Origin of the sequence: Streptomyces sp. 1222.5 (assembly GCF_900105245.1) — a bacterium.
GTDB lineage: Bacteria > Actinomycetota > Actinomycetes > Streptomycetales > Streptomycetaceae > Streptomyces > Streptomyces albidocamelliae.
In genome coordinates this window covers 6,157,808-6,184,124 of record NZ_FNSZ01000001.1, presented here as the reverse complement: position 1 = coordinate 6,184,124, position 26,317 = coordinate 6,157,808, and the positions used below count along the sequence as shown (strand labels likewise).

Here is a 26,317-nt window from a genome sequence, read left to right as displayed (position 1 = left end):
CGGGCTACTGCTTGTCGAAGCGCGGGGTGTCCTGCGGCTGCTGCTGGGACTGCCCCTGACCGGTGCCGCCCTCGAGGGCCTGCTGCGGGGAGCCCCCGGCCAGCTCGGCCTTCATGCGCTGCAGTTCCAGCTCTACATCCGTACCACCGGAGAGCCGGTCCAGCTCGGCCTGGATGTCGTCCTTGGCCATGCCGGAGGGGTCTTCGAGGGCGCCGGAGGCGAGCAACTCGTCGATGGCGCCGGCCCGGGCCTGGAGCTGGGCGGTCTTGTCCTCGGCACGCTGGATGGCCAGGCCGACGTCGCCCATCTCCTCGGAGATGCCGGAGAAGGCCTCGCCGATGCGGGTCTGGGCCTGCGCGGCGGTGTAGGTGGCCTTGATGGTCTCCTTCTTCGTCCGGAAGGCGTCGACCTTGGCCTGCAGGCGCTGGGCCGCCAGGGTGAGCTTCTCCTCCTCGCCCTGGAGGGTGGTGTGCTGCGTCTCCAGGTCCGTCACCTGCTGCTGGAGGGCGGCACGGCGGGACAGCGCCTCACGGGCGAGGTCCTCGCGGCCGAGCGCGAGCGCCTTGCGGCCCTGGTCCTCCAGCTTGGAGGACTGCTGCTGCAACTGGTTGAGCTGGAGTTCCAGGCGCTTGCGGGACGTCGCCACGTCGGCGACGCCGCGGCGCACCTTCTGGAGCAGCTCCAGCTGCTTCTGGTACGAGTAATCGAGGGTCTCGCGCGGGTCCTCGGCCCGGTCAAGGGCCTTGTTCGCCTTCGCGCGGAAGATCATCCCCATACGCTTCATGACACCGCTCATGGGCTTCGCGCGCCCCCTTCTGACGGACTCCAGCTCACAGATCCTGCGACAGGACCCACAGTACGGGCCCTGCCTCCATTACCGCACTGTTCGGGCGGTGATGCGCTCATCCCCAAGGACGACCGTGGACGGTACCGCTCCGGCGCAGGGAGTAGGTGATCCCCCACCCGGACCCCGGCGGAACCTCCCCGGAAACGTCTTGTCTGTCCCCTACAGACGCCCGGCGTTGCGGGATCGTTCCCCGCCGGACTGTGGTCCATGCCGGTGAAGCCCGTACCCTTGGGTTTTGTGTTCCGTAGCCGTGCCAAGGAAGAGAAGGCCCCGACCGCCGACAAGGCGCAGGTGACCCTCTCCAAGCAGACCCGTGACCCGCAGGCCCCGAAGGGCAGGCCCACGCCCAAGCGCAGTGAGGCCCAGTCCACGCGCCGCAGCGTCGCCCAGACGCCGACCAACCGCAAGGACGCCGTCAGGCGTCAGCGTGAGGACCGGCGCGAGGCGATGGCGCGCCAGCGCCAGGCGCTGGCCAGCGGCGACGAGCGCTATCTGCCGGCCCGCGACAAGGGTCCGGTCCGCAAGTTCGCCCGTGCCTGGGTGGACTCGCGGTTCAACGTGGCGGAGTTCTTCCTGCCGCTCGCCGTGGTGATCCTCGTGCTGAGCGTGGTGCGGGTGCCGTCGATCCAGAACATCGCGCTGCTGCTGTGGCTGGTCGTGATCGTGCTGATCGTGCTCGACGCGGCGGTGAGCGGCTTCCGGCTGCGGAAGCGGCTCAAGGAGCGTTTCCCGGACCAGAACACGCGCGGCGCGGTCGCCTACGCCCTGATGCGTTCCCTGCAGATGCGCCGGCTCCGCCTGCCGAAGCCGCAGGTCAAGCGCGGAGAGCGGCCCTGAGCGCAGACGCTTTCACCGGGGGTGCGGCCGATGCCTGGCTGAACAAGCTGGGCGGCCTGCGTGATGTCGTACGACAGGAGCTGGTGGCCCGGCAGCTCGACGAGCAGATAGCCGGGCGGTTCCCCGTCGGGCAGCGGCTGCGGGTGCTCGACGTGGGGATGGGCCAGGGTACGCAGGCGCTGCGGCTGGCCCGGCTCGGCCACCAGGTCACCGGCGTCGAGCAGGACTCGACGATGATCGCCACCGCGCGCGCGGCCCTCGCCGGGGAACCGGAGGGCATCCGCGCCCGGGTCCGGCTGGTGGAGGGCGACGGGCGGGACACCGGCGTGCACTTCCTGCCGGGCAGCTTCGACGTGGTGCTGTGCCACGGGGTCCTGATGTACGTCGAGGAGCCCGACCCGCTGGTGGCCGGTCTGGCCCGGATGCTGGCGCCCGGCGGACTGCTGTCGCTCCTCGTGCGCAACGGCGACGCGCTCGCCGTGCGGCCGGGCCTGTCCGGCGACTGGGCCGGCGCGCTGGCCGCCTTCGACACCACCGCCTACCGCAACCGTCTCGGCCTCGACGTACGGGCCGACCGGCTGGCCTCCCTCACCGCCACGCTCGCCGGTATCGCCGCCCCGCTGCACGCCTGGTACGGCGTCCGGGTCTTCACGGACACGGCAGCGGACGACGCGGACGTTCCCGAGGACCTCGGGACGCTGCTCGCGGTCGAGGAGCGGGCCGGGCGCACGGACCCCTACCGGGGCGTGGCGGCACTGCTGCATCTGTGCGGCGTACGGGGCTGAAGCGGGCTACGGGCCGTCGGCGGGGGCGGCGCCGGTGCCGGCGTGCCGACCGCGCAGGACGGCCGGGCCCGCGGCGCGCGGGCCGCGCGGAGGGCCGCCGCCCGGGGGCCGGCCGCCCGTCCGCACGTCCCGGAGCGGTCTACGCCCCTTCGGCGTTCAGGCTCATCGGCCCGTAGATCTCGGACTGCTCCTCGAACAGCCGCACCTGCTCGGCCCCGCCCTCGAGCAGCGCCTTCCAGTGCTCGCCGATCCAGGACTCGGCATCCCCCTGCGTGGTGAACTCCTCGGGTTGCACCGCGGGCTGGACCTCCGTCCCGTCGGCCTTCTCGAACCGCCACGTCCATGCCGTCATATGGGCCTCCTCGTGATCCAACTCCTGCTCGCAGCGTATGCGCTCCGCGGGGTCGGCCGTTAGAGGCCCCGGATGCTCCGCGGGCCCGCGGTGACGCCCCCGAGGGGCCGCCGGTGCGCGGGAGCCGCGTGGACGGGCGAAAATCGGTCGCGTGGAAATCACTCTGCTCGGTACCGGTGCCCCGGCGGGTCTGCCTCGCCCCGACTGCCCCTGCGCCGTGTGCGCGACCGCACTGGGGCCGGACGCCCGGGCGGCGACCGCACTGCTCGTGGACGGGACGCTGCTGCTGGACCTGACGCCGGGCGCGGCGTTCGCGGCGGCACGGGCGGGGCATTCGCTGGGCGGGGTGCGGCAGGTGCTGCTGTCGCACCCGCACGACGGTCCCCCGGTGGAGGTGCCGGCCGGACTGCCCCAGCCCGTGCGGGTGCCGGACGGACGGGAGTTGACGCTGCTGACGGGTCATCGGGTACGGGCCGTGGCGATGGACGCGGGCGGCACGGGGTACGCGGTGACCGGGCCGGACGGGCAGCGGCTGCTGTACCTGCCGCCGGGCGGGGCCCCGGCGGGCCTGGAGGAGGCGACGGCGGAGTCGTACCACCTGGTCCTCGCGGACGTGGTGGGCCGCCCGGACGCGCTGGCCCGGCTGCGGGCGGTGGGTGCCGTCGGTCCGACGACCGATGTGCTCGCCGTCCACCTCGACCACGACGTGCCGTCCGGCGCGGAGTTGCGGCGGCGGCTCGCTGCGGCCGGCGCGCGGGCGGTGCCGGACGGTACGACGGTGGTGGCCGGTGGGTACGAGGACGTGCCGGACGTGCCGCGCCGGACGCTGGTGCTGGGCGGGGCGCGCTCGGGGAAGTCGGTGGAGGCGGAGCGGCGGCTGGAGTCCTTCCCGGAGGTGCTGTACGTGGCGACCGGCGGGACGCGGGGCGGGGACACCGAGTGGGCGGAGCGGGTGGCGGTGCACCGGGACCGGCGGCCCGGGTCGTGGCGGACGGCCGAGACCACGGATCTGGTGCCGCTGCTGGCCGAGGACGGCCCGCCGCTGCTGATCGACTGTCTGTCGCTGTGGCTGACGGACGCCATGGACGCGGTGGGGGCCTGGGACGACGCGGAGTGGGCGGGCGGCGGTGAGAAGGCGCTGCGGGAACGGGTGCGGGAGGTGACGTCGGCCGTGCGCCGTACTCGGCGGACGGTGGTCGCGGTGTCCAACGAGGTCGGCTCCGGCATCGTGCCGGCGACCGCGTCCGGCCGGCGGTACCGGGACGAACTGGGGCGGCTGAACGCGGCGTTCGGGGCGGAGTGCGAGCACGTGCTGCTGGTGGTCGCGGGTCAGGCGCTGGTACTGCGGGGCTGAGCGGGCGGCGTGGCGAGGCGGCGGTCCTTGCGGGCGACGACGCGGTACGCGTTGGAGAGCGGGGTGCGGCGCAGCAGCGGGGCCAGGCTCCGGTCCACGGCCGCGGCCAGCGCCTGCACCGGGGTGGCCGCCTCCCGCAGCAGCGGGTGGACATGGGCCACGGCCAGGGCGACGGCCGCCGACAGGTCGTAGGGCAGGTGCGGATCCCGGCGGTCCGTGACGAGGACCGTGCAGCCGAGGCTCTCCAGTTCGGCGCGGAGGTTGGCCCGCGGCGGCAGGTGCAGGTGGCGGGGCTGGCCGTGGGGCAGCCACCACCTGCCGAGCAGGGTGGCGAGGCCGCACCTCGGGTCCGGGAGCTCGACGATCAGGTGGCCGCCGGGGCGCAGCGCGGCGAGGGCGGCGCGGAGTTCGGCGCGCGGGTCGGGGGCGTGCTGGAGCTGGTGGAACATGCTGACCACGTCGTAGCGGGCGCGCAGCCGGGCCGTCATGCCGGGGGTCGTGAGGTGGCCCCGGTGGGCCTCCTCGATCCGGCCCTCCCGCCGGGCCTGCTCCACGCGGTCCGTGGGGTCGAGGCCGTCGAAGCTGGTGTAGGGGAAGAACTCCTTGGCCGCCGCGGGGAAGTGGGCGTGGCCCGTGCCCACGTCCAGCCAGCTCTCCGGTTCGGGCAGGGCCGACAGGCGGTACGCGGCGGTGCGGTGCCGGCGGCGGAGCGTGCGGGCCGGCACGATCCGGGCGGTGAGCTCCTCCAGCTGCCTCTCGTAGAAGTCCCGGTGGAAGAAGGCGAAGCCCTCGGCCGTGAGGCGGGGGTTCTGGAAGACGTGGCCGCAGTCGTCGCAGGCGTCGAGGCAGTAGATCCCCGGCCGGTGGCGCAGCGGGTCGGACGCGCGCAGCCGAGTGCGCAGCCGTACGGAGCCGCACCAGGGGCAGTTCCCGCGGCGCGGCTCCAGGAACGTGTCGGTGGTGTCCGGGGTGACGTTGGTGACGTACGGCGTGGGGGGCGTGCTCGGCATGGCGGCTCCCTGTGCGACATTCCGCTTCAAAACGGAACGTATGGGATGCCGGTGGTGGGTGCAACGACGTCGTCGCGGCGTGGTGGCCACGTGGCGCCGGGGCGTTCGTTCCCGGGCGGTACTGTTCGGCGAATGAGCAGGATTGATCTGGACGACTTCACCGATCTGATCGAGCGCCCGGACGGGGGCGTGCGCCGTGACGCCGAGGCCCGGCGGGAGCGCCAGATCGTGCCGCCCGGGGCCCTGGGGCGGCTCGACGAGCTGGGTGAGTGGCTGGCCGCCGCGCAGGGCGCCGTACCGGTACGGCAGGTCGAGCGGCCGCGCGTGGTCCTCTTCGCCGGTGACCACGGCATCGCCGAGCTGGGCGTCTCGGCGCGGCCGGCGGGCGGTGCGGAGCAGCTGGTGCGGGCGGTGCTGGAGGGCGCGAGCCCGGTCGCGGTGCTCGCGCGGCGGCTGGAGGTGCCGGTACGGGTCGTGGACATGGCCCTGGACTGCGATCCGGCGGGCTTTCCGGAGGACGTCGTACGGCACCGGGTACGGCGGGGCAGCGGCCGGATCGACATCGAGGACGCGCTCACCCTGGACGAGGCCGAGGCGGCGCTGCGCGCGGGCGTGGCGCTCGCCGACGAGGAGGCCGACTCGGGCACTGACCTGGTGGTGCTCGGCGACATCAGCGTGGGCGGGACCACGCCGGCCGCGGTGATCGTCGCCGCGCTGTGCGGGACGGACGCGTCCGTGGTGACCGGGCGCGGCGGGCTCGCCATCGACGACCTGGCGTGGATGCGCAAGTGCGCGGCGATCCGTGACGCGCTGCGGCGGGCCCGGCCGGTGCTCGGGGACCAGTTGCAGCTGCTGGCGACCGTGGGCGGGGCCGACCTCGCGGCGATGACCGGGTTCCTGCTGCAGTGCGCGGTGCGCAAGCTGCCGGTGATCCTGGACGGGGTCGTGGCCGCCGCGTGCGCGCTGGTCGGACAGCGGGTGGCCTTCCGGGCGCCGGACTGGTGGCTGGCCGGCCATGCCAGCGGGGAGCCGGGACAGGCGAAGGCGCTGGACCGGATGGCCCTGGAGCCGCTGCTGGAGCAGGGCGTGAAGGTCGGCGAGGGCGCGGGCGCGCTGCTGGCGCTGCCGCTGGTCCGGGCCGCCGCGGCCCTGGCGGCGGAACTCCCCGAGCGGCCGGAGCCGGTCACCCCCGAGGAGCCGAAGGAGCCGGACACGCCGACGGCCGAGTAGCGCGCCGGCCCGGCACCGCCGCGACCCGCGGCGTCGGGCGCCGGCCGACGCGGCGGGAGGAGGAAGCTGCCCGACCGGGCCTCGTCGAAGGCCCCCTGGCACCGGCCCGACGCCGGAGCGGCAGCCCCCTTCCGGCACTCCGGCAGCGGGCCCGGGCCGGGTCCGGCGTGCCACCACATCCGGCGGAATGGCCGGGTTCGTCAGGGCGTCGCCCATATGATCCTCCCCTATGGGAGATGCCCGAATTGCCGTGCAGCCGGAAGCCGAACCGGGGCGTCCGAGCGAGGAGGGGCGGCGGTCCACCGGGACTTCCCGGCGCGCCGCCGCCGTCGCCGTCTGGTATCTGCGGACCGTCGCCTTCGTCAACTTCCTCAGCGCCGTGTGGGTCTCCCTCGGCCAGGACGTGCGCCGGCACAACCAGGACGACTTCTTCACCCCGTACCTGCTGACCGCCGGCTTCGCCTCGGGCGTGTTCACCGCGTTCCTGGCGATCACCATGCGGCGCCGCAAACGGGCCGCGTGGATCCTGAACCTCGTGCTCAGCGGCGCCTTCCTCGCCCTGTTCGCGTTCGCCATGGCGTTCCCGGAGATCCGGCGGTACCCGCAGAACTGGATCTCCCTGGCGCTGACGGCCGCGTTCGTCGGCGCGCTGCTCGCCGGCCGCGGCGAGTTCTACGCCAAGGGGGACCGGTCCAACCCGCGGCTCGCGGCCACGGTCGCCGTGGGCGGCGGACTGGCCGCCTCCCTGCTCGCCGGACTGCTGGTGACGGTCACCAACCGGGCGCCGGACGCGGCCCGTTCGACGTTCCTGGAGCGCTGGCACTACGGCACCCTGCGGCTGGTGTCGGTGGCCGCCGAGGAGTCCAGCTTCCCCGGCATCGACCCGCCCAACTGGGCGAACGTGGCGGTCAACGTGCTCAGCACGGCCCTGGTCCTCGCCGTGTTCTACGCCGCGTTCCGGTCCCGGCGGGCCGTCGACCCGCTCACCGAGGACGACGAGAAGCGGCTGCGGGCCCTGCTCGAACGGCACGGGGAGCGGGACTCGCTCGGCTACTTCGCGCTGCGCCGGGAGAAGAGCGTGGTGTGGTCGCCGACCGGGAAGGCGGCCGTCGCCTACCGGGTCGTCGGCGGGGTGAGTCTCGCGTCCGGGGATCCGCTCGGGGACCCGGAGGCCTGGCCCGGGGCGATCCTGCCGTGGCTCGCCCAGGCGCGGGCGCACGGGTGGATCCCGGCCGTGATGGGGGCGAGCGAGGAGGCCGGGACCGTCTACGCCCGGTACGGCCTGGACGCGCTGGAGCTCGGTGACGAGGCGCTGGTGGAGATCGCCGAGTTCACGCTGGAGGGACGGGCCATGCGGACCGTCCGGCAAGCCTGCAACCGGGTGCGGCGGGCCGGGTACCGGGTGCGCATCCGGCGGCACGAGGACATCCCGGCGGACGAGATGGCGTACCTGCTTGAACGCGCGGACGACTGGCGCGACGGGGCGACCGAGCGCGGGTTCAGCATGGCCCTCGGCCGGCTCGGCGACCCCGAGGACGGCCGCTGCGTGATGCTGGAGTGCACGGACGCCGAGGGCCGGCTGCGGGCCCTGCTCTCCTTCGTGCCGTGGGGCCCGAAGGGGCTGTCCCTGGACCTCATGCGGCGCGACCGGGACTCCGACAACGGGCTGATGGAGTTCATGGTCATCGAGCTGCTGCAGCGCTCCGGCGAGACGGGGATCACTCAAGTGTCGCTGAACTTCGCGGTGTTCCGGTCGGTCTTCGAACGTGGCGCACGCCTCGGCGCCGGGCCGGTGCTGAGGCTGTGGCGGTCGCTGCTCAGCTTCTTCTCCCGCTGGTGGCAGATCGAGTCGCTGTACCGCGCGAACGCCAAGTACCGGCCCATCTGGGAGCCGCGGTTCCTGCTCTTCGAGAAGAGCGCGGACCTGCCGCGCATCGGCCTCGGCGCGGCCCGCGCGGAGGGCTTCCTGGAGGCGCCGGGGCTGCCGAAGTGGCTGCACCGCAGGCACCTGGACACGCACCGATAGCCACCGAACAGCCGCACGGACGAGGGAACGCTCGATGGGAACGCTCGCCGACTGGGCCCGCGCCGAATGGGGGCTGCTGTACGTCACCGTGCGCGAGCCCCTGCGCACCAGGAACCTGCGGGCGCTGCCGATGACGCTCGGGGCGGTGTGCCTGACGGCCGTCCTGCAGTACGTGCAGAACCAGCCGTGGGGCTACCGGCTCGTGCAGAACCTGGGCGCCGTACGGGCCGAGGACCCGCTGTGGTCGGCCCTGCTGCGCACTCCCCTGTCGCTCTTCGTGCCCGCCCTCGACCTGCCGGTGTGGGGGGCGCTGGCGCAGATCCTGTTCGTGTTCGGGATCGCCGAGGTGTGCCTGGGCTGGTGGCGGACGCTGGCCATCGCCTACCTCGCCACGCTCGCCGGGACGCTGTACGCGCGCGTGGGCATCGCACTCGGCCCGCACGCGCCGTTCGGGCTGCCGTGGTCCGACGCGCAGGTGGTGGACACCGGTCCGTCGGCGGCCGTGGTGGGGCTCGCCGTGTTCGTCAGCTGGCGGTACGGCGCGTACCTCACGTCGGCGGCGGTGACCCTGGCGATGGTCGTCGAGGTCCTGGTCAAGGAGAACCTGGCCGGCAAGGAGCATCTCGCCGCGCTGATGGCCGTGGGGACGCTGTGCCTGGCGGTGGCCGTGCGGCACCGGTACGGGCTGTGCGCCCCGCGGCGGCCGCGGGACCCTCAGCGGCGGTCGGGCAGCCGGAGCGGGCGGGGGTCGGGCTTGCCGCCGATCCAGTCCTGAAGGGCGCGGCGCGGCCGGGCCCAGCGGCGGTCGTGGCGGTAGGCGCGCAGGGCGGTCTTGGCGCGGGCGCGGGGGCGGCGGCCGTAGAAGCGGCGGGCCCACGGGGAGCCGGGGCGGGCGAGCCGGACCGCCCCGACGATCGCGACCAGCGGCACGATCGCGCCGAAGACCGCGATGCGGGTCTTGCCCTTGCCGAGGGCGATGAGCGCGAAGACGAAGTTGCCGGCGATGGTGGCGATGACGCTGCCGCGGTCCTGGAGTTCGTCCTGGGTCAGGTCGTTGACGCCGAAGGGCGAGAAGCCGGCCAGCAGCAGCAGGACCAGGGCGGCGGTGAGCACGACCACCTCGACGCTCTTGCGGCCCTCCGTGCTCCAGTAGACGTCGTCCAGGTGCAGGATCAGTGCGAACTCGTCGAGGACCAGGCCCGCGCCCATGCCGAAGACGACGGCGGCGACGGCCCCGCCGGCGCCGTGCCGGTCGCTGGCGACCGCGCCGAAGCCGCCGACGACGGTGAGGAGGACCCCGGGGACGACGTGGTGGATGTGCAGGCCGCCCGCCTTGACGTTCCCGAACGGGCCCCTGCCCGCCCGGATCATGCGGGTGATGACCCGGGTGACCAGGAAGGTGACGACGAAGGCGGTGAGGGCGAGCAGGAGGGGGAGCTTGCCCGGCTCCAGGATGTTCCGCTCCCACCAGTGCCCCATATGCGCACCTTATCCCCGGGTGCGGAAGGGAGCCTCGCGACCGCCGGGTAACCTGCGCCGGTGCTCAAGTCCTCCCCTCTCGACGGCCTCCGCTTCGCCTTCGGCACGCTCACCGTGCTGCCCGTCCGGGTGCACCGGTGGGACCGGCCGGCCGCGCGGGGCGGGATGCTCACCGCGCCGGCGGCCGGTCTGGTCGTCGGCGTCCTCTCGGCCGGGCCGGCGCTGCTGCTCCTCTTGCTGGGCGCGGGCCCGCTGCTCGCCGCCGTCGCCTCGGTCGCCGCTCCGGCCGTGCTCACCCGCGGACTGCATCTCGACGGGCTCGCCGACACCGCCGACGGGCTGGGCAGCGGCAAGCCCGCCGAGGACGCGCTGCGGATCATGAAGCAGTCGGACATCGGGCCGTTCGGCGTCATCACCCTCGTGCTGGTGCTGCTGGCCCAGGTCGGCGTGCTGGCCCAGCTCTACGGCGGCTCGTGGGCGCGGGGCGCGCTGGCCGCCGTCGTCTCGGCGACGGCCGCCCGTCTCGCGCTGACCCTGGCCGCGCGCACCGGGGTGCCGGCCGCGCGGCCCGAGGGGCTGGGGGCGGCGGTGGCCGGGGTCGTGCCGAGAGGCGCCGCCCTGGCCGTGGCGGTGGCCGTGATCGCGGCGGCCGGGGCGGCGGGGGCCTGCCTCGGCGGGTACGACGCCCTGCGCGCCGCCCTGGCGGTGGCCGTCGCCGCGGCCGTCGCCGAACTCCTGCTGCGCCGCTGCACGCAGCGTTTCGGCGGGATCACCGGGGACGTGTTCGGCGCCCTGGAGGAGACGGCGGCGACGACGGCGCTCGTGGTACTGGCCCTCGGCCGCTAGGGCCTGTCGTTCGGATCAGGCCGGCCTGGCTCACGGTGCCTTGTCGGCCGACGCGACGCGGGCATGATCCACACGACGGACCCGGGTCCCGCCGCACGGGCAGGCGGTCGGGTGTCAGTGGGCCGGGGCCAGCCCGTGGGGCAGCGTGCCCCAGGGGTGGGCCCCGTCGCCCGGTACCGCGCAGTGCACGCGGGCGCCCCGTTCGCGTGCCGCGGCGGCCACGTCGGCGCCGGCCGGCACGCCGTACACCAGATGGCATTCGAGCGCGCCCGGCGCGGGGGCCGGGGCCTGGGCGGGGGTGCGCCGGTACGCCGACCAGGGGCCCTCGAAGGTGACCAGGAGCTCGGCGAGCGCCGCGTACGCGGGGTGCGGCCGGGTGCCGTGGTTCAGCGCGAGGGTCGGGCAGCCGAGGGCCCGGGCGGCCGTGGCCAGCCGTTCGTAGTGCCCGAACTCGCCGATGTCGCAGCTCACCTGGTCCAGGAAGGCGCCGTCGGTGCCGTACCAGGCACGGTGCCGGGCCAGGTCGCGCACGACGTCCTCATGGGGCCTGCGGGCGTAGCCGGTGTCGACGTAGCCCAGCACGGTGACACCCGCCGTCCGCAGCCCGGCGGCCGTCTCGGCGAAGGCCGCGTCCGGGCGGTCGCCCGGCCCGCTCGCCGGGTTGAGGACCACCCCGTACAGGCGGGGCGCGGCGGCGAGGACGGCCGCCCAGTCGGCGGGGCGGACCGCGGGGTGCTCGTAGTAGGGGACCAGCAGAGTGCTCATCGGTGGGCGGTCGCCCTTCCCAGCCGGTGGCAGACCAGCGCCGACTGGGCCGCGGCCGCCGCCGTGTACACGGCGAGGGCGACCACGTGCGGGTGACCCGCGTGTCCGGCCAGGGCGAGGGTCTGGGCGAGCGCGGCGGCGCAGCACACGGCCGTGGCACCGAGGACGGCCCCGAAGGACTGCAGCAGCAGGCCCGTCCACAGCACCACGCCGAGCATGAGCAGTCCGGCGAGGCGAGGACCGGCCGGGGCCGGGGCGCCGGGCCAGAGCGCGGTGGTGGCCAGGGCGAGGGCGAGCAGGGCCGCGAGGTATCCGGTGAGGCAGCCGGCCAGGGTGAGGACGGTCGCCCGGCGGAAGGCCCGCGGGGTGCCGCTGCCGCGCAGGGCGGCCAGCGCCCCGCTGCGGAAGCGGTACAGCAGCCATTCGGCCGGGCCCATGCTGAGCGTGAGCGCCACGGCCGACGGCGCGCCGTGCCCGGCGCCTCCGGCCAGGATGTCGCCGAGGGCCGCGTACAGCACCAGGACGCCGGTGCCGAGCCCGAACACGGCGTAGGGCAGGGAGGCGAGCAGGGCGGGGCCGGGCGCCCGCCCGGGGTTTCCGGCCGCTTTCCCGCGCCCCTTGACGTCCCTGATCCCCGGAGCGACCTCCAGCAGACCGAGGACGGCCACGGCCGTCAGCGAGATCAGCAGGGAGGCGAGGGCGGCGGGTCCGGGCAGCGGGTGGACCAGGGACACGAGGCCGCCCACCGCCAGCGGGCTGAGCCCGGCCAGGAGGATCCGTTCGCGGCCCGTCACCAGCAGGGCCCCGGACGCGCCCAGGTAGCAGGACTGCCCGGCGGCGAACGCGACCTGGGCCGGATGCCCGGGCCCCGCGACGGCGAGCGCGACCAGGGTGCCGAGCAGAATCCCCGCCGGGGTGCCGGTCAGCAGGCAGCGCCGGGCCGCCGGGCGGTCGCCCAGGCCCAGCCAGGAGTAGGCGCGGTGGGCGAGCCCCTGGTTCCAGGCCCAGCCGCACAGGGCGCCCGCCAGCAGGGTGCGGGTGCCGGCCGGGAGACCGGCTGTGTCGTGCGGGCCGGCCAGGAGCGGGGCGCCGAGCACGTAGGCGAAGCCCGGCAGGGCGAAGAGGACTCCGCGCAGCAGACAGCCGAGCGGGCCGATCCGCCACGGGTCCGCGGGCGGGCCGTCCGGTTCGGGATGGCGGCGCGGGGTGCGGTCCCAGAGCCGCTCGGCGAGCGCGAAGGAGTCCTCGACGCCGTAGCGCTCGCGTATCCGGTCGTCGGAGAGGCCGTCGGACTCCAGCAGCGCGGCTATCTCGTCGGGGTGCACGGCGGCGGCCACGAACTCGTCCAGTTCGCGGGCGAGTTCGTCGATCGGGTCGGGCCGGGCCCAGCCGGGCCGGTTGCGCTGGCGGGGGATGCCGGACAGCACCCGGTTCTCGTCGGTCACCGGTCGCTCCCGTCCGCCGCGACGGCCGCGTACCACGGGTCGTGCAGCTCCGCGGTCCAGTCGGCCACCGTCTCGACCGCGGGCTCGTACCGCTCGGGCAGGCCCGCGAGTTCCTGGTAGATGGTGCGGAAATTGTCGACCGAGCGGCGCAGGGTGAACCGGTCGATGACCCGCTGTCGTGCCGACTCGCCGAGTTCCCGGCGCCGTTCGTCGTCCCGGAGGAGGGAGAGCGCGGCGGCGGCCATCTTCTCCGGTTCGCGGGGCGGCACGACCAGCCCGGTGTCGCCGACGGCCTCGCGGACCCCGCCGACGTCCGTGGAGACCGTCGTACGGCCGCAGGACATGGCCTCGATGAGGGAGAACGGGAAGCCCTCGGATATGGAGGACAGCATCACCACGTGACCGGCCGCGTAGGCACGCCAGACCTCGGTGACAAGGCCCTCGAACGTGAGGCCGTCGGCGACACCGAGTTCCGCGGCGAGCTTCTCCAGGAGGGTGCGGTACTCCTCGCCGCCGGGCGGGACCGGCCCGAAGAGCCTGAGCCGGGTCTCGGGGAGTTCGGCGCGGACGGCGGCGTAGGCGCGCAGCAGGGTCTCCAGGTCCTTGATGGGGTCGACGCGTCCGCACCAGGTGAGGGTCGGTACGGCGGGTTCGGGACCGGCGTGCGGGAAGGCGTGCGGGTCGACGCCGTTGTAGACCGTGCGGATGCGGCCGGCGTCGGCGCCGCCGCGCTCCTCCCAGCGGCGGTTGTACTGGTTGCACGGCGTGATCAGGTCGGCCGCGCGGTAGCCGAGCGAGTTGAGTTCGCGGTAGAAGCCCAGCAGGAACGCCTTCACGGGCCAGCGGTGACCGCCGCCCCGCTGTCCCAGGTAGCGCTCGCGCAGGTAGATGCCGTGTTCGGTGAGCAGGAACGGCACCCCGTCGAGGCGGTGCGCGGCGAGCGCGGGCAGGGTCGCCAGGCCGCTGCTGACGGCATGGGCCACCGAGTCCACGGGGATGCGCACCCCCAGCGGGCGCAGGGCGTGCTCCAGCAGGTCGGTGGCGGTCAGGGCGTCGTGCACGGTGGGCCCGGCCGCGGCCGTCGGCAGGTGCGGCATCGTCCAGATCCACTGGAGCGAGCGCAGCGCGGACTCGGTGCGCAGGGCCGCGGACAGCCGTCCCTCGCGGGCGACGGCGGCCAGTTCGTACAGCGCCTCGCCGAAGTCGCAGCGCGCCTCGGGGTCGAGGAAGGACAGCAGGAGACGCTCGTAGGCGTCGGTGAAGCGGCGCCGGTCCCTGCCGTGCGGGGCACGGGCGCGGCCGGGGCGCGGGCCCCAGGTGGGCACGGTGGTGTGCCGGCGGACGTTCGGCGGCAGCTCCCAGGTGACGGGTTCGCGGCCGCTGCCGGTGAGCGAGACGAGATGGAAGGAGACCTCGGGCATGCCCTTGACGAGCTGGTCGCACCAGGTGCTGACCCCGCCGTGGACGTGCGGGTAGGTGCCTTCGGTGAGCATGGTGACGTGACGGCCGGTGCGCATCGCTGCGCAACTCCCCCCTGTGTCGCGGATGACGTGCGGGGAACCGCGGGCCCCGACTCCGGCTACGGGTCCGAGGCGGTTGATCGCGCGGTTCCCCGCGCCCCTGCGGGGCGTTGCGCCGTTACGCCAGCTTCAGCGTGAGCGCGGACTGGAGCAGGCCCGGGGCCGTCCAGGCCGAGCGCTGCCCGGCGTAGGCGGTGCCGAACGTGGTGGTGCCCAGCACCTGCTGCTGCTTCGTCCCCTCCGGCGCGGTCACCGGGACCTGGGTGCCGGAGGGTGCCGTGACGGTCACGGTGTTCCCGATCCGGTAGGCGGTGACCTTGCCGGCGTCGAGCGCGGCCTGCCACGTGGCCCGGTTCTGCATCTCGGTGCCGATGGCGCTCTGCCGCAGGTTGACGATCGGGGTGTTCTCGGCGAACAGCCCCTGGTAGTCGGCCAGTACGCGGTCCAGGACCGGGTAGAGGAGGCGGTCCTCGGCCAGGTTGGACTGGTGGGCGTAGTGCGGGCGCGGATCGTTGCTCAGCACGTGCCCGAGGTCGGTGTGGGCCTCGGCGGGCACGATGCCGTCGGTGAATCCGGTGGCCGTGTCCAGCGGCTGGGACAGGCAGGTCGAGGCCGGGTTGTCCTCGCAGATCCCGCTGCCGCCGTCCGCCCTGGACGTGTAGATCCAGTTGTACTCGTCGGCCATCTCGGCCTTGGTGCCCACGTTGTAGTACACGTTCATCGGGTAGCGCGGCACGGTGAGCGTGCCGGTGCCGACGGTCCGCTGCTCGGACTCGCGGGAGTTGTCCGAGGCCGTCCACTTCACCCCGTTGGAGGCGAGCGCGGGACCCAGGTTGGGGTTGTCCTGCGGCTGCTGGGGCAGCGTCTTCAGACCGGAGTGCTCCCCGGTGACCAGCTCGCCGCGGTCGACGGACAGTCCGTGCTGGAGCGCCCAGGTGTAGTTGTCCGCGACCTCCCCGGAGATGTCCGAGCGGCTCACCCACTTCGTCGAGCCGTCGGCGTTCTTCGCGCAGCTCCACGGCACGGTCGAGGTGTCCTGGACGCAGCCGAGGAACATGTGGGTGTAGGTGTGGTTCACCCAGCGGTACTTGGCCTTGTCCTTCAGCAGCTGGTCGGTCAGCGCGTCCGTGCCGCCGTTCTCGCTCCTCCACTCCTCGCCGGCGCCCGCGTTGAACACCATGTCCAGGGTGAAGCCGTGGCTCTGCTGCCAGGAGGCCGCGTACTGGGCGTCGGCCGCCGTCATGCGGATCGGCGTCCCGGTGTCCTCGCCGCCGCCCGCGCAGTCGATGTCGCCGGGCGTGCAGTTGCGCTCGGCGTCCCAGCGGGCGTCCGGCGCGAAGACGTCGTCCACGTGCACGGCGAAGTAGTTGCGGGCCTGGCCCAGGTGCACGCCCTGGGTCAGCCACTCGACCATGCCGCGGGCCAGCAGCCGGAACTGCTGCTGGTACTGGTTGTAGGCGAACGTCACCACCAGCTCGCGGCGGCCGTCGTGCGCGTACTCGCCGAGCAGGCTGCCGCTGCCGGTCCCCCCGGGCACGGCCGTGTCGACGTAACTGGTGAAGCCGGTGCGCGGCTGCGCGACGAAGCCGTAACTCTCGTCCACCGACGACGAGTTGTCCTCGAACGAGAACGCCCCCCGCAGATACCCGAACGGGCCCGTCCGGCCGGCCGTGCTGACCGTGGCCGTGCGCCCGTCGAGGGATCCGGCGTACCCGTTGCTGTCGGTGTAGTCGAGGCCCACCTCCGGGTGGGCCCAGGTGTAGGCGTCGAGCTGCGGGATGCCGTACGTCTTCTCGTACGCCTCCAGAGCCGTCTGCTCGGCCGAACCCGCCCCGAACGGGGCCTCGTTCGGCAGGACCACGCCCTGGAACTTGGCACGGGGCCGGCCGCCGACGCTGTCGCTCAGGAAGGTGGCGCTGATCGTCGGACGGCCGGAGTCGCCCAGATCGACGGTGGTGTACGGGATGCCCTCGCTCTTCAGCTGGGCCGTGATCGCGCCGACCGGTCCCGCGCCGTCGTCGACGACCAGGACCCTCAGGTCGATGCGCGGGTCGGTCGCGGCCGACGCGCCCGGCGCGGCCAGTCCCAGCGTGATGAGCCCCGCGGCCGTCGCGGTGACGCCGGCCGCTCTCCAGCGGTGCGCCCTATGAGCCATGTCTGGTTCCTCCCCCCAGAAGATCCCCACACCCGATACATGACGGATTTGCGTAGGATCAGTGGAAATCTCGCGAATCGGCGGGCAGACGGCCCGCCGGAACCCGACGAGTGTGGCTCAGGTCACCGACTCCCAGGGGGCGGAAATGGCCATGACGCCACGCACAGGTGAACACCCGCAGGAATGAGCGAACGCGCGCACGCGCGTAGTCTCGTCCCGGGTGTTCGCCGACAGGGTGAAGGCCCCGGTTGCCACCTGTCCCCGGGCCTGGGCCTAGGGTCGGCTCTCGGGCCCGGTCGACCCACCCCCATTCGGCCACAGCAACTTCACATCGGAAGCGAGAATTCACCACCGTGACTGCTCTGACTCTCAGCACCGCCGCGGCGCCCGGCCTGCGGGCCGACGCGATCGTGATCGGTGTCGCCAAGGGCGCCGAGGGCCCCGTCGTCGCGCCGGGCGCAGAAGCCGTGGACAAGGCGTACGACGGCAAGCTGGCCGCCGTCCTGGAGACCCTCGGCGCCTCGGGTGCCGAGGGCGAGCTGACGAAGCTGCCCGCCCCGGCCGGCTTCAAGGCACCGCTCGTGGTGGCGGTGGGCCTGGGCGCGGAGCCCGGCACCAAGGACGAGGACACCGGCTACGCGGCGGAGGCGCTGCGCCGGGCCGCCGGCGTGGCGGCCCGCGCGCTCACCGGCTCCAGGAAGGCCGCGTTCGCGCTGCCCGTCGACAGCCCCGGCGCCGTCGAGGCGATCGGCGAGGGCGTCCTGCTCGGCGCGTACTCCTTCGACACCTACAAGGAGAACGGCGGCCAGGCGAAGGGCGCCCGGGCCAAGAACGGCAAGGCGCCGCTCGCCGAGGCCACGCTGCTCGGCGGCAAGCCGCGCGACGCCGCCCACAAGGGGGCCGTCGCCCGCGCCGTCGCGGTCTCCGAGGAGCTGAACCGCGCCCGCGACCTGATCAACATGCCGCCGAACGACCTCACCCCCGCGATCTTCGCCGGCATCGCGCAGGCCGCGGCCAAGGAGCACGGCATCAAGGTGCAGGTGCTCGACGACAAGGCGCTGACCCGTGGCGGCTACGGCGGCATCCTCGGCGTGGGCGGCGGCTCGGCCGCGACCCCGCGCCTGGTGAAGCTGACGTACACGCACCCCAAGGCGGAGAAGCACCTCGCCTACGTCGGCAAGGGCATCACCTACGACTCGGGCGGCATCTCGCTGAAGCCGGCCGGGCACAACGAGACGATGAAGTGCGACATGAGCGGCGCCGCCGCCGTGTTCGCCGCCGTCGTCGCCGCCGCGCGGCTCGGCCTGGAGGTCAACGTCACCGGCTGGCTGGCGCTGGCCGAGAACATGCCGTCCGGCTCGGCCGTGCGCCCTGGTGACGTGCTGCGCATGTACAGCGGCAAGACCGTCGAGGTCCTCAACACCGACGCCGAGGGCCGGCTCGTCCTCGCCGACGCGCTGTGGGCGGCCTCGCTGGAGAGCCCGGACGCGATCGTGGACGTCGCCACGCTGACCGGCGCCATGATGCTGGCACTGGGCAGCCGGACGTTCGGCGTGATGGCCAACGACGACGCGTTCCGCACCGCGCTGCACGAGGCGGCCGACGAGGTCGGCGAGCCGGCGTGGCCGATGCCGCTGCCGGAGCACCTGCGCAAGGGCATGGAGTCCTCCGTCGCCGACATCGCGAACATGGGCGAGCGGATGGGCGGCGGCCTCGTCGCCGGCCTGTTCCTGCGCGAGTTCGTGGGCGAGGGCATCACCTGGGCGCACCTCGACATCGCCGGCCCGGCGTTCAACGAGGGCGGCCCCTTCGGCTACACGCCCAAGGGCGGCACGGGTTCCGCCGTGCGCACCCTGGTCCGTCTCGCCGAGCTGACCGCCGCGGGCGACCTGGGCTGAGCCGCCCGGCGGCAGGTCCGCTCCGCGGTACCGCCACGTACAGGGGCGCGGGGGCTGTTCACGCAGCTCCGCGCCCCTGTCCGCGCACGCCCCCCGTTTTCCGCGGTACGTGGGGTGTCTCACACTCAGGCCCCGCGTCTCGTTCGCCTCGAACAAGTGCAAAGATGGAGCCCGGCAGGACAGGGCCCCACCGAAGGGCCGAAGCATCAAGCGGCCGGACACCAGCCGCCCGCCGGTCAGTGACGACCGGCGCAAGGCGCACATGCATGGAGGACGTGACGTGGCGAACGACGCCAGCACCGTTTTCGACCTAGTGATCCTCGGCGGTGGTAGCGGTGGTTACGCCGCGGCCCTGCGCGGGGCGCAGCTGGGCCTGGACGTCGCCCTGATCGAGAAGGACAAGGTCGGCGGCACCTGCCTGCACCGGGGTTGCATCCCCACCAAGGCCCTGCTGCACGCGGGCGAGATCGCCGACCAGGCCCGCGAGAGCGAGCAGTTCGGCGTCAAGGCCACCTTCGAGGGCATCGACATCGCGGGCGTCCACAAGTACAAGGACGGCGTGATCTCCGGCCTGTACAAGGGCCTCCAGGGTCTCGTCGCCTCCCGCAAGGTGACGTACATCGAGGGCGAGGGCCGGCTGTCCTCCCCCACCTCGGTCGACGTGAACGGGCAGCGGATCCAGGGCCGCCACGTCCTGCTGGCGACCGGCTCCGTGCCGAAGTCGCTGCCGGGCCTGGAGATCGACGGCGACCGCATCATCTCCTCCGACCACGCCCTCGTCCTGGACCGCGTGCCCAAGTCCGCGATCATCCTGGGCGGCGGTGTCATCGGCGTCGAGTTCGCCTCGGCGTGGAAGTCCTTCGGCTCGGACGTCACGGTCGTCGAGGGTCTGAAGCACCTCGTCCCGGTCGAGGACGAGAACAGCTCGAAGCTCCTCGAGCGCGCGTTCCGCAAGCGCGGGATCAAGTTCAACCTGGGCACCTTCTTCCAGAAGGCCGAGTACACCCAGGACGGCGTCAAGGTCACCCTCGCCGACGGCAAGGAGTTCGAGGCCGAGGTCCTGCTCGTCGCCGTCGGCCGCGGTCCGGTCTCCCAGGGCCTCGGCTACGAGGAGCAGGGTGTCGCCATGGACCGGGGCTACGTCCTGGTCGACGAGTACATGCGCACCAACGTTCCGACCATCTCCGCCGTCGGTGACCTCGTCCCGACCCTCCAGCTCGCGCACGTCGGCTTCGCCGAGGGCATCCTGGTGGCGGAGCGTCTGGCCGGTCTCAAGACCGTCCCGATCGACTACGACGGTGTCCCGCGGGTGACGTACTGCCACCCGGAGGTCGCCTCCGTGGGTATCACCGAGGCCAAGGCCAAGGAGATCTACGGCGCGGACAAGGTCGTCGCTCTGAAGTACAACCTGGCGGGCAACGGCAAGAGCAAGATCCTCAACACCTCGGGCGAGATCAAGCTCGTCCAGGTGAAGGACGGTGCCGTGGTCGGCGTCCACATGGTCGGCGACCGCATGGGCGAGCAGGTCGGCGAGGCCCAGCTGATCTACAACTGGGAGGCGCTGCCGGCCGAGGTGGCCCAGCTCGTCCACGCCCACCCGACGCAGAACGAGGCGCTCGGCGAGGCCCACCTGGCGCTGGCCGGCAAGCCGCTGCACTCCCACGACTGAGCCTTCGGTCAACGGGCGCGACGACACAGACTTCCGCAATTCGTAAGGAGCAACCGAAACCATGGCGGTTTCCGTAACCCTTCCGGCGCTCGGCGAGAGCGTCACCGAGGGCACTGTCACCCGCTGGCTGAAGGCCGAGGGCGAGCGCGTCGAGGCCGACGAGCCGCTGCTCGAGGTCTCGACCGACAAGGTCGACACCGAGATCCCCTCGCCCGCCGCCGGCGTGCTGGCCTCCATCAAGGTCGCCGAGGACGAGACCGTCGAGGTCGGCGCCGAGCTGGCCGTCATCGACGACGGCACCGGTGCCCCCGCGGCCGCTCCGGCCCCCGCCGCCGAGGCCGCTCCGGCCCCCGCCGCCGAGGCCGCTCCGGCTCCGGCCGCCGAGTCCGTCCCGGCCGCCCCGTCCACCGAGCAGGCCGCCCCCGCGCCGGCCCCGACCGCGGAGGCCGCCTCCGGCGGTGGTTCCGCGGAGGGCACCGACGTGGTCCTGCCCGCGCTCGGAGAGTCCGTCACCGAGGGCACCGTCACCCGCTGGCTGAAGTCGGTGGGCGACTCCGTCGAGGCCGACGAGCCGCTGCTCGAGGTCTCCACGGACAAGGTCGACACCGAGATCCCCGCGCCGACCTCGGGCGTGCTGCTCGAGATCGTCGTCGGTGAGGACGAGACCGCCGAGGTCGGCGCCAAGCTCGCCGTCATCGGCGCCCCCGGTGCCGCGCCGGCCGCCGCTCCGGCCCCGGCCGCCCCGGCGCCCGCCGCCGCAGCCCCGGCCGTCCCCGCGGCTCCGGCCGCTCCGGCCCCGGCCGCTCCGGCTCCGGCCCCCGCCGCTCCGGCCGCGCCCGCCGCCGCAGCCCCGGCTCCGGTCCAGCCCGCGGCTCCGGCTCCGGCTCCGGTCACCCCGGCCAGCGCTCCCTCCTCCCCGACCGCCACCCAGGCGACGGACGAGGGCGCGTACGTCACCCCGCTGGTGCGCAAGCTCGCCGCCGAGAACGGCGTCGACCTGGCCGGCGTCAAGGGCACCGGTGTCGGCGGCCGCATCCGCAAGCAGGACGTCCTCGCCGCCGCCGAGGCCGCGAAGGCCGCCGCCGCCCCGGCGCCGGCCGCCGCCGCTGCCCCGGCCGCCAAGAAGGCGCCCGCGCTGGAGGTCTCCCCGCTGCGCGGCCAGACCGTCAAGATGCCACGCATCCGCAAGGTCATCGGCGACAACATGGTCAAGGCCCTGCACGAGCAGGCCCAGCTGTCGTCGGTCGTCGAGGTCGACGTCACCCGCCTGATGCGCCTGCGCGCCCAGGCCAAGGACTCCTTCGCCGCGCGCGAGGGCGTCAAGCTCTCCCCGATGCCGTTCTTCGTGAAGGCGGCGGCCCAGGCGCTGAAGGCCCACCCGGTCATCAACGCCAAGATCAACGAGGCCGAGGGCACGATCACCTACTTCGACTCCGAGAACGTCGGAATCGCGGTGGACTCCGAGAAGGGCCTGATGACCCCGGTCATCAAGCACGCCGGCGACCTCAACATCGCGGGCATCGCCAAGGCCACGGCGGAGCTGGCCGGCAAGGTCCGCGCCAACAAGATCACTCCGGACGAGCTGTCCGGCGCGACCTTCACCATCTCCAACACCGGTTCGCGCGGCGCGCTGTTCGACACGATCATCGTGCCGCCGGGCCAGGTCGCGATCCTCGGCATCGGTGCCACGGTCAAGCGTCCGGCCGTCATCGAGACCGAGGAGGGCACGGTCATCGGCGTTCGCGACATGACCTACCTGACCCTCTCCTACGACCACCGCCTGGTGGACGGCGCCGACGCGGCCCGTTACCTGACGGCGGTCAAGGCGATCCTGGAGGCGGGCGAGTTCGAGGTCGAGCTCGGCCTGTAAAGGCTCGCAGGGCCCCCAGCAACACGACGGAGCCCCCGTCCGGAGTCGATCTCCGGACGGGGGCTCCGTCGTACGGCGAGGCGCGTCAGCCGAGACGTGCCGCCACGAGCGCGAGCCAGCCGCTCACGCCGTAGGGGGCCGGCGGCTCCACCTCGAGGCCCAGCTCGGCGGCGCCGACGGCGTACTCGCCCTCGTCGAGCCCGAGAGCCAGCAGTTCCCGGATCTCCCCCAGCAGCCGCGCGACGAGCTGCCGGTCGGTCGTACCGGCGTAGTCGTCCACCGCCGCGTCGTGACCGTCGAACTCGTCGGGCATGTCCTGCGAGAACCAACCGCCGAGGAACTGCCCGAGCTCGGGGAACCTCGCATGCCACTCCCAGTGCGTGTCCGGCTTCGCCGGCGCCGGGACCAGCCCCTCCTCGACACTTCGCCGGATGTGGTCGGCGACCAGCGCGAGCCAGTCCAGGATCTCCGCGTCGTCCAGACCCACGTCCGGAAGGGCGTAGAACTCGCCGAGCTGCACCCTCAGCCGCCCCGGCGGGGTACGCGCGTACTCCCGGAGCTGGCTCTCGGCGGCGGCCAGCGCCCAGGGACGGGTGTGCCAGGTGTGCCGCAGATACGCGGTGAGGGCCGCACTGGGCCTCTCCTCGGTGTCGGCGGCCTGCTGACCGGCATAGGCGCGCAGAACCTGGTCCAGTTCGCCGTAGCGGCGGTCGTGTTCGAGGGGGGTCAGCGCCACGGTCGGACCACTGCCTTCACAGGTAGACGGGGAAGCTGGCGTGCACGGCGAACCCGTGCTCGGCGGACGGCTCGCGGCGCAGTACGACCCGGGCGGCCCGCACGTCGACGGCATCGCGACCGGCCAGCATCATGGCCTGCAGCAGCACCCTGCCGACGGGCTCCTCCCGGGACGGCCAGGCCGCCTCGATCGTCAGCCGCCGCCGGGTGGACTGCGCCAGCCAGCGGTGGACGACCTGTTCGTTGCGGTTGACCACGTGCTGGGTCGCCCACCGGGCGGTCTCCCGGTCGGGGTAGGTGGCGGTGCGGGTGCGCACGGGGCTCCTTTCGAGGTGATGGGGCTTCGAATCGAGTTGGCCGGGTCACCACGCGTGGAAGGACCAGACCATACCTACCTCTGTCCCGGACACGAGGAACAAACCCAGATCCCAGCCGTGCCGGGAAATGGTGGTGCAGCTAGAAATTCGCTCGTAGTAGTCGAGATGTGCACTGTCCCGTCCGGTGTTGGCGTAGAAGCGAGAACCTTCAGGAAAGCGCGTGAGGATGATGTCGGCCTTCCTCTCCAGTTCACCCCTCCTCTCTTCGAATTCTGGGGTTTCTTCGACATTGAGCCACAGCGTGGAAAGGGCTACGAGGAGCTTTTTCGCGGAAGAGCGTGGGATCTCGTACACACGGGCTTTGAGGGCACCTGCCTTCTCAAGGTCGGCAGGCAGTTCGACAAAGGGGTAGAACGGGTCGTCCAGCCTTTCGAACTCGTCCGCGAGCGGGTCGTTCACCTGCCAGCCTCGCGCGTCCGGCGTGTCACCGCGCATCAGGGTGTACACATCCTGCGCCCAGTCCTCGTGATCCCTGCGCGTCACTTTCGCGATGGTGTACCTGCGCGCGTACATCCCGATCGCCTCGGACCACGACCGCTCGTCGACATCGGCCATCATCGTCTCCCTACTCATCACTTGGGCATGGACGTGTAAACGACGAAGGGCGGGTCCAAGTTTGGCTCGTACTTGAGCACCGTGAGGACACCGTGAGCGTCCTTCGGCGGCGTCGGATGATCGTTCACCACTTGCGCCGTGCGCCCGGTCACGACCGGAAGGGCGTGATTCCCGGTGTCGACCGCTCCCACCGAGAAGTCCTCCGTATCACCCGGACTCGGAGGGCCTTTGAGCCACTTGTCGATCTCTCCCGAATTACTTCGAATGTTGTACTGTGTGTAGTTCTGGGCCGACTCCAGGTCGGTGAAGGACGACGCGGCAGGGATCTGCGGCACACCGGCTCCAGTGGCTTGGTCCCGCAATCGCTGCGTCAGCTGCATGTCCGTCAGGCCGACGTGCTTGTCGACGCTGTGCGCGCCGTACAGCTCCTCCTCGGTCGCGAGGTCAAGGCTGTACTTGTACGGGACCGGACTCTCCGGCCGCTGCCAGCTGTGCTCCTTCTTGAAATCATTGAGGGAGCGCGCTCCGTACCCCTCCGCACGCGCCTCCTCCGCCGCGAACGTCGGCACGCTGAGCAGGGCCTCGTCCAGCTCGGGCTCCAGTTCGTTCAGCTTGCCGGCGGCGTCGCTGAAGGCCTGGTGATACTTCTCGACCGCCGCGTTCGCTGCCGCCTTGTCCATGTGCGACCGGAACGTCATCACGATCTCGCCGAACGCCATGGTCGCCGCGAGCCGCGTCATCTCGAACGGGTCGAGGCCCGTGGTCAGGTCCCTGACCGTGGCCTTCGCCGCCTCCTTACCGAGCCGGGTGGTGGTCTCCCTGGTGGTGACCGCCACGCCGGCCAGGTCGTCCAGCTCCTTCTGCACGGCGGTCGCCGTCTCCTGGAGGATGTCGATGATGGGACGCCGCTTCGCGGGCACCACCTTGCGGTCCGTGTTCCAGCTACGGCCGATGGAGACCCGCTGCATCTGCTTGTCGTAGGTCCGGCCCCATTCGGTGGTGCCCCAAATGGTCTGGCAGAAGGCCTTCATGGCGCCCTGCCACTCGTCGTTGCCCTTGTTGTTGCTGATGAACTTGATGGCGCCGTTGAAGTCGTCGGACGCACCCTTGGCCGCCTTCTGGGCCGCGCCCCAGGCGGTGGCCATGTCCTTGAACTCCTCGTCGCGGCACCCCGGCGTGATTTCGTGCATCTTGCCGAGCCTCAGGCCGTGCTCGATGGCCGGCCGGATCACATCGGCGAGGAAGTCCGGGATCTCGCCGAGGATTCCGGCGATCTCCGAGGAGTCCGCGTCCTCGCCGGTACCGGACCACTTGATGTCGTTGACCGGGCCGTACCTGGGCGGCTTCTCGATGACGGCGGGCGGCGTCTTCGACACGGGCGGCGGGCCGTACATCCTGCGCGCCTGCCAGTCGGCCTGGACGTACTTGTTCGCCGTGTCCGTCAGGCCGACGGCGACACCGCCGACGCTGACCAGGCTCCTGGCCCAGAGCTGGAGGAACTTCTCGGCCACGCTCTTGTACGCGGCGGCGAAGGCGTCCGCGCCCCAGCCTGCGCCCGCGGACTGGCTGTACTTGTTCAGCACTTCGGTCAGCGCCGTGGCGCCCTTGTGGTAGTCGAACTGCCCGTCGCGCACCACGAGGGCGGTGTAATACAGATGTGGCGGCTGTACATCAAATCCACCGCCGCTCGACTTGGGTGAGCGGGTCCGGGCCTCGGCCCGCTCCTTGCTGCGCTGCTCGTCGGTGGGCCGCTTCTCCGCCATCAGGCGCCGCCCCATCCGCGCAGTACCGCGCGGTGCGCGGCCGCGTACCCGTGATGACCACTGGTCACGACCTCGTGCAGCCACTTCTGAGCCGCCTGCAGGTCCCTCGCCGAGCTGTCCCACTTGTCGAGTTCCTCGAGGAACACGTCGCGGGCCTCACCCTGCCAGGAGGCGACGACGGGAGCCAGGCGCCTGTACAGATCGTCCAATCGCCCGTTGAGCCGCTCAAGGATGTCGTCGAGCTCTGCGGTCAGATGCTCCAGCGTGCCGAACGAGACCGCTATGTAGTCGTCTCCGGCGTTGTCGCCCTGCATACTCGCCCCCGTTCCGGACGGGCGCACCTCCGCATCGCCGTCCTGGATCACTTCGTCCTCTGTCAGCGGTCGGTGTCACAGTTGGTCGAGGCTGCTGCGCGGACGCGCCGGCGGCGCCTCGGCAGGGGTGGACAGCTGGTCCGCCTCGGCTTGCACGTCCACCTTGACGGCACGCATGCGCGCCAGGACATCGAGTTCCGTCGCGGTGAACCCGTCCCGGCTCAGCCGTACGGCCTCTTCGAGCCTCCTCAGGACCTCGCGGATCCCGACGGCGTCCTCGGCGACCGAGCGGTGGAGCTTGCGGTACTCAGCCGCTGCGGGCCCCTGCCAGCCCTGCTCGATCTCGTCGACGAGCCCGTCCATACGGGTGACCTGCCGGGTCAGATGATCCTGCATCGACTGGAGGTCGTCGGCCAGCTTGGTCAGATCCTCTTCCTCGGCCGCCAGATCCTTTTTCCGGCTCACCAGGCCCCCCGTTCCCCTCG

The 26,317-nt window shown here is 72.8% G+C and carries 24 protein-coding genes; 10 read left to right on the top strand and 14 right to left on the bottom strand.

The genetic code is table 11. The features are described 5' to 3' along the window. Positions 1-4: 4 nt before the first annotated feature. Positions 5-796 (bottom strand): PspA/IM30 family protein, encoded by a 792-nt coding sequence (locus BLW57_RS27935; protein WP_093478266.1) that lies wholly within the window; start codon positions 794-796, stop codon positions 5-7. A gap of 258 nt (positions 797-1,054) precedes the next feature. On the opposite strand from BLW57_RS27935, the gene BLW57_RS27930 reads away from it, so the two are divergent. Then, positions 1,055-1,684, top strand: a complete 630-nt coding sequence (locus BLW57_RS27930; RefSeq protein WP_176985755.1) for a DUF3043 domain-containing protein — start codon at positions 1,055-1,057, stop codon at positions 1,682-1,684. An 83-nt stretch (positions 1,685-1,767) separates the two neighbouring features. Beyond that, positions 1,768-2,469 (top strand): class I SAM-dependent methyltransferase, encoded by a 702-nt coding sequence (locus BLW57_RS27925; RefSeq protein ID WP_093478263.1) that lies wholly within the window; start codon positions 1,768-1,770, stop codon positions 2,467-2,469. 139 nt (positions 2,470-2,608) lie between these two features. Here BLW57_RS27925 and BLW57_RS27920 read toward each other — a convergent pair whose 3' ends face one another. After that, positions 2,609-2,821 (bottom strand): hypothetical protein, encoded by a 213-nt coding sequence (locus BLW57_RS27920; RefSeq protein ID WP_093478262.1) that lies wholly within the window; start codon positions 2,819-2,821, stop codon positions 2,609-2,611. A gap of 151 nt (positions 2,822-2,972) precedes the next feature. Here BLW57_RS27920 and BLW57_RS27915 point away from each other — a divergent pair, with 151 nt between their 5' ends. Beyond that, complete coding sequence (locus BLW57_RS27915; RefSeq protein ID WP_093478260.1) at positions 2,973-4,175, top strand: bifunctional adenosylcobinamide kinase/adenosylcobinamide-phosphate guanylyltransferase; 1,203 nt, start codon at positions 2,973-2,975, stop codon at positions 4,173-4,175. Here BLW57_RS27915 and BLW57_RS27910 read toward each other — a convergent pair. After that, entirely contained in the window at positions 4,151-5,185 is a 1,035-nt protein-coding gene (locus BLW57_RS27910; protein ID WP_093478259.1) for a class I SAM-dependent methyltransferase, read from the bottom strand. The genes BLW57_RS27915 and BLW57_RS27910 overlap by 25 nt on opposite strands. A 132-nt stretch (positions 5,186-5,317) precedes the next feature. On the opposite strand from BLW57_RS27910, the gene cobT reads away from it, so the two are divergent. From cobT to BLW57_RS41545, 3 genes are all read left to right on the top strand, one after another. Further along, on the top strand, positions 5,318-6,415 hold the full coding sequence (cobT, locus tag BLW57_RS27905; protein ID WP_093478257.1) for a nicotinate-nucleotide--dimethylbenzimidazole phosphoribosyltransferase: 1,098 nt from the start codon (positions 5,318-5,320) through the stop codon (positions 6,413-6,415). Between the two features lie 229 nt (positions 6,416-6,644). Continuing rightward, complete coding sequence (locus tag BLW57_RS27900) at positions 6,645-8,441, top strand: phosphatidylglycerol lysyltransferase domain-containing protein (RefSeq protein WP_176985754.1); 1,797 nt, start codon at positions 6,645-6,647, stop codon at positions 8,439-8,441. 34 nt (positions 8,442-8,475) lie between these two features. Beyond that, positions 8,476-9,216 (top strand): hypothetical protein, encoded by a 741-nt coding sequence (locus tag BLW57_RS41545; RefSeq protein ID WP_176985753.1) that lies wholly within the window; start codon positions 8,476-8,478, stop codon positions 9,214-9,216. Here the strand turns inward: BLW57_RS41545 and BLW57_RS27890 are convergent. After that, positions 9,156-9,920, bottom strand: coding sequence for a hypothetical protein (locus tag BLW57_RS27890; RefSeq protein WP_093478254.1), 765 nt, complete (start codon positions 9,918-9,920; stop codon positions 9,156-9,158). The two genes, BLW57_RS41545 and BLW57_RS27890, sit on opposite strands and share 61 nt — an antisense overlap. Positions 9,921-9,980: 60 nt before the next feature. On the opposite strand from BLW57_RS27890, the gene BLW57_RS27885 reads away from it, so the two are divergent. Continuing rightward, complete coding sequence (locus BLW57_RS27885) at positions 9,981-10,766, top strand: adenosylcobinamide-GDP ribazoletransferase (protein ID WP_093478253.1); 786 nt, start codon at positions 9,981-9,983, stop codon at positions 10,764-10,766. Positions 10,767-10,880: 114 nt separating this feature from the next. Here BLW57_RS27885 and BLW57_RS27880 read toward each other — a convergent pair whose 3' ends face one another. From BLW57_RS27880 to BLW57_RS27865, 4 genes are all read right to left on the bottom strand, one after another. After that, complete coding sequence (locus BLW57_RS27880) at positions 10,881-11,531, bottom strand: spherulation-specific family 4 protein (protein WP_093478251.1); 651 nt, start codon at positions 11,529-11,531, stop codon at positions 10,881-10,883. Beyond that, the gene (locus BLW57_RS27875; RefSeq protein ID WP_093480925.1) at positions 11,528-12,976 is read right to left on the bottom strand and encodes a hypothetical protein; all 1,449 of its coding nucleotides are present in this window, start codon (positions 12,974-12,976) and stop codon (positions 11,528-11,530) included. The genes BLW57_RS27880 and BLW57_RS27875 overlap by 4 nt, the downstream gene beginning before the upstream one ends. Next, positions 12,973-14,493 (bottom strand): GT4 family glycosyltransferase PelF, encoded by a 1,521-nt coding sequence (pelF, locus tag BLW57_RS27870; RefSeq protein WP_093478250.1) that lies wholly within the window; start codon positions 14,491-14,493, stop codon positions 12,973-12,975. The genes BLW57_RS27875 and pelF overlap by 4 nt, the downstream gene beginning before the upstream one ends. A gap of 121 nt (positions 14,494-14,614) precedes the next feature. Beyond that, positions 14,615-16,651, bottom strand: a complete 2,037-nt coding sequence (locus BLW57_RS27865; protein ID WP_093478248.1) for a hypothetical protein — start codon at positions 16,649-16,651, stop codon at positions 14,615-14,617. A gap of 353 nt (positions 16,652-17,004) precedes the next feature. Between BLW57_RS27865 and BLW57_RS27860 the strand changes: the two genes are divergently transcribed. From BLW57_RS27860 to sucB, 3 genes are all read left to right on the top strand, one after another. Beyond that, on the top strand, positions 17,005-18,549 hold the full coding sequence (locus BLW57_RS27860) for a leucyl aminopeptidase (RefSeq protein ID WP_093478247.1): 1,545 nt from the start codon (positions 17,005-17,007) through the stop codon (positions 18,547-18,549). A gap of 280 nt (positions 18,550-18,829) precedes the next feature. Beyond that, on the top strand, positions 18,830-20,218 hold the full coding sequence (lpdA, locus tag BLW57_RS27855) for a dihydrolipoyl dehydrogenase (RefSeq protein WP_176985752.1): 1,389 nt from the start codon (positions 18,830-18,832) through the stop codon (positions 20,216-20,218). Between the two features lie 61 nt (positions 20,219-20,279). Next, positions 20,280-22,088, top strand: a complete 1,809-nt coding sequence (gene sucB / locus BLW57_RS27850) for a 2-oxoglutarate dehydrogenase, E2 component, dihydrolipoamide succinyltransferase (protein WP_093478244.1) — start codon at positions 20,280-20,282, stop codon at positions 22,086-22,088. An 85-nt stretch (positions 22,089-22,173) separates the two neighbouring features. Here the strand turns inward: sucB and BLW57_RS27845 are convergent, their stop codons facing one another. The 6 genes from BLW57_RS27845 to BLW57_RS27820 form a co-directional block, all read right to left on the bottom strand. Beyond that, positions 22,174-22,824 carry a contact-dependent growth inhibition system immunity protein gene (locus tag BLW57_RS27845; RefSeq protein WP_093478242.1) on the bottom strand — a complete coding sequence of 217 codons (651 nt, stop codon included), beginning with the start codon at positions 22,822-22,824 and terminating at the stop codon, positions 22,174-22,176. A 16-nt stretch (positions 22,825-22,840) separates the two neighbouring features. Further along, the gene (locus BLW57_RS27840) at positions 22,841-23,140 is read right to left on the bottom strand and encodes an RNase A-like domain-containing protein (RefSeq protein WP_093478240.1); all 300 of its coding nucleotides are present in this window, start codon (positions 23,138-23,140) and stop codon (positions 22,841-22,843) included. A 45-nt stretch (positions 23,141-23,185) separates the two neighbouring features. Then, complete coding sequence (locus BLW57_RS27835) at positions 23,186-23,755, bottom strand: hypothetical protein (RefSeq protein ID WP_143051626.1); 570 nt, start codon at positions 23,753-23,755, stop codon at positions 23,186-23,188. Between the two features lie 17 nt (positions 23,756-23,772). Continuing rightward, a complete protein-coding gene (locus tag BLW57_RS27830; protein WP_143051625.1) occupies positions 23,773-25,518 on the bottom strand; it encodes an RNase A-like domain-containing protein in 1,746 nt (581 codons plus the stop codon). Beyond that, entirely contained in the window at positions 25,518-25,832 is a 315-nt protein-coding gene (locus tag BLW57_RS27825; protein ID WP_093480924.1) for a WXG100 family type VII secretion target, read from the bottom strand. Before BLW57_RS27825 ends, BLW57_RS27830 begins: the two co-directional genes overlap by 1 nt. Before the next feature lie 75 nt (positions 25,833-25,907). Further along, a complete protein-coding gene (locus BLW57_RS27820) occupies positions 25,908-26,297 on the bottom strand; it encodes a WXG100 family type VII secretion target (protein WP_256339608.1) in 390 nt (129 codons plus the stop codon). Positions 26,298-26,317: the final 20 nt, after the last annotated feature.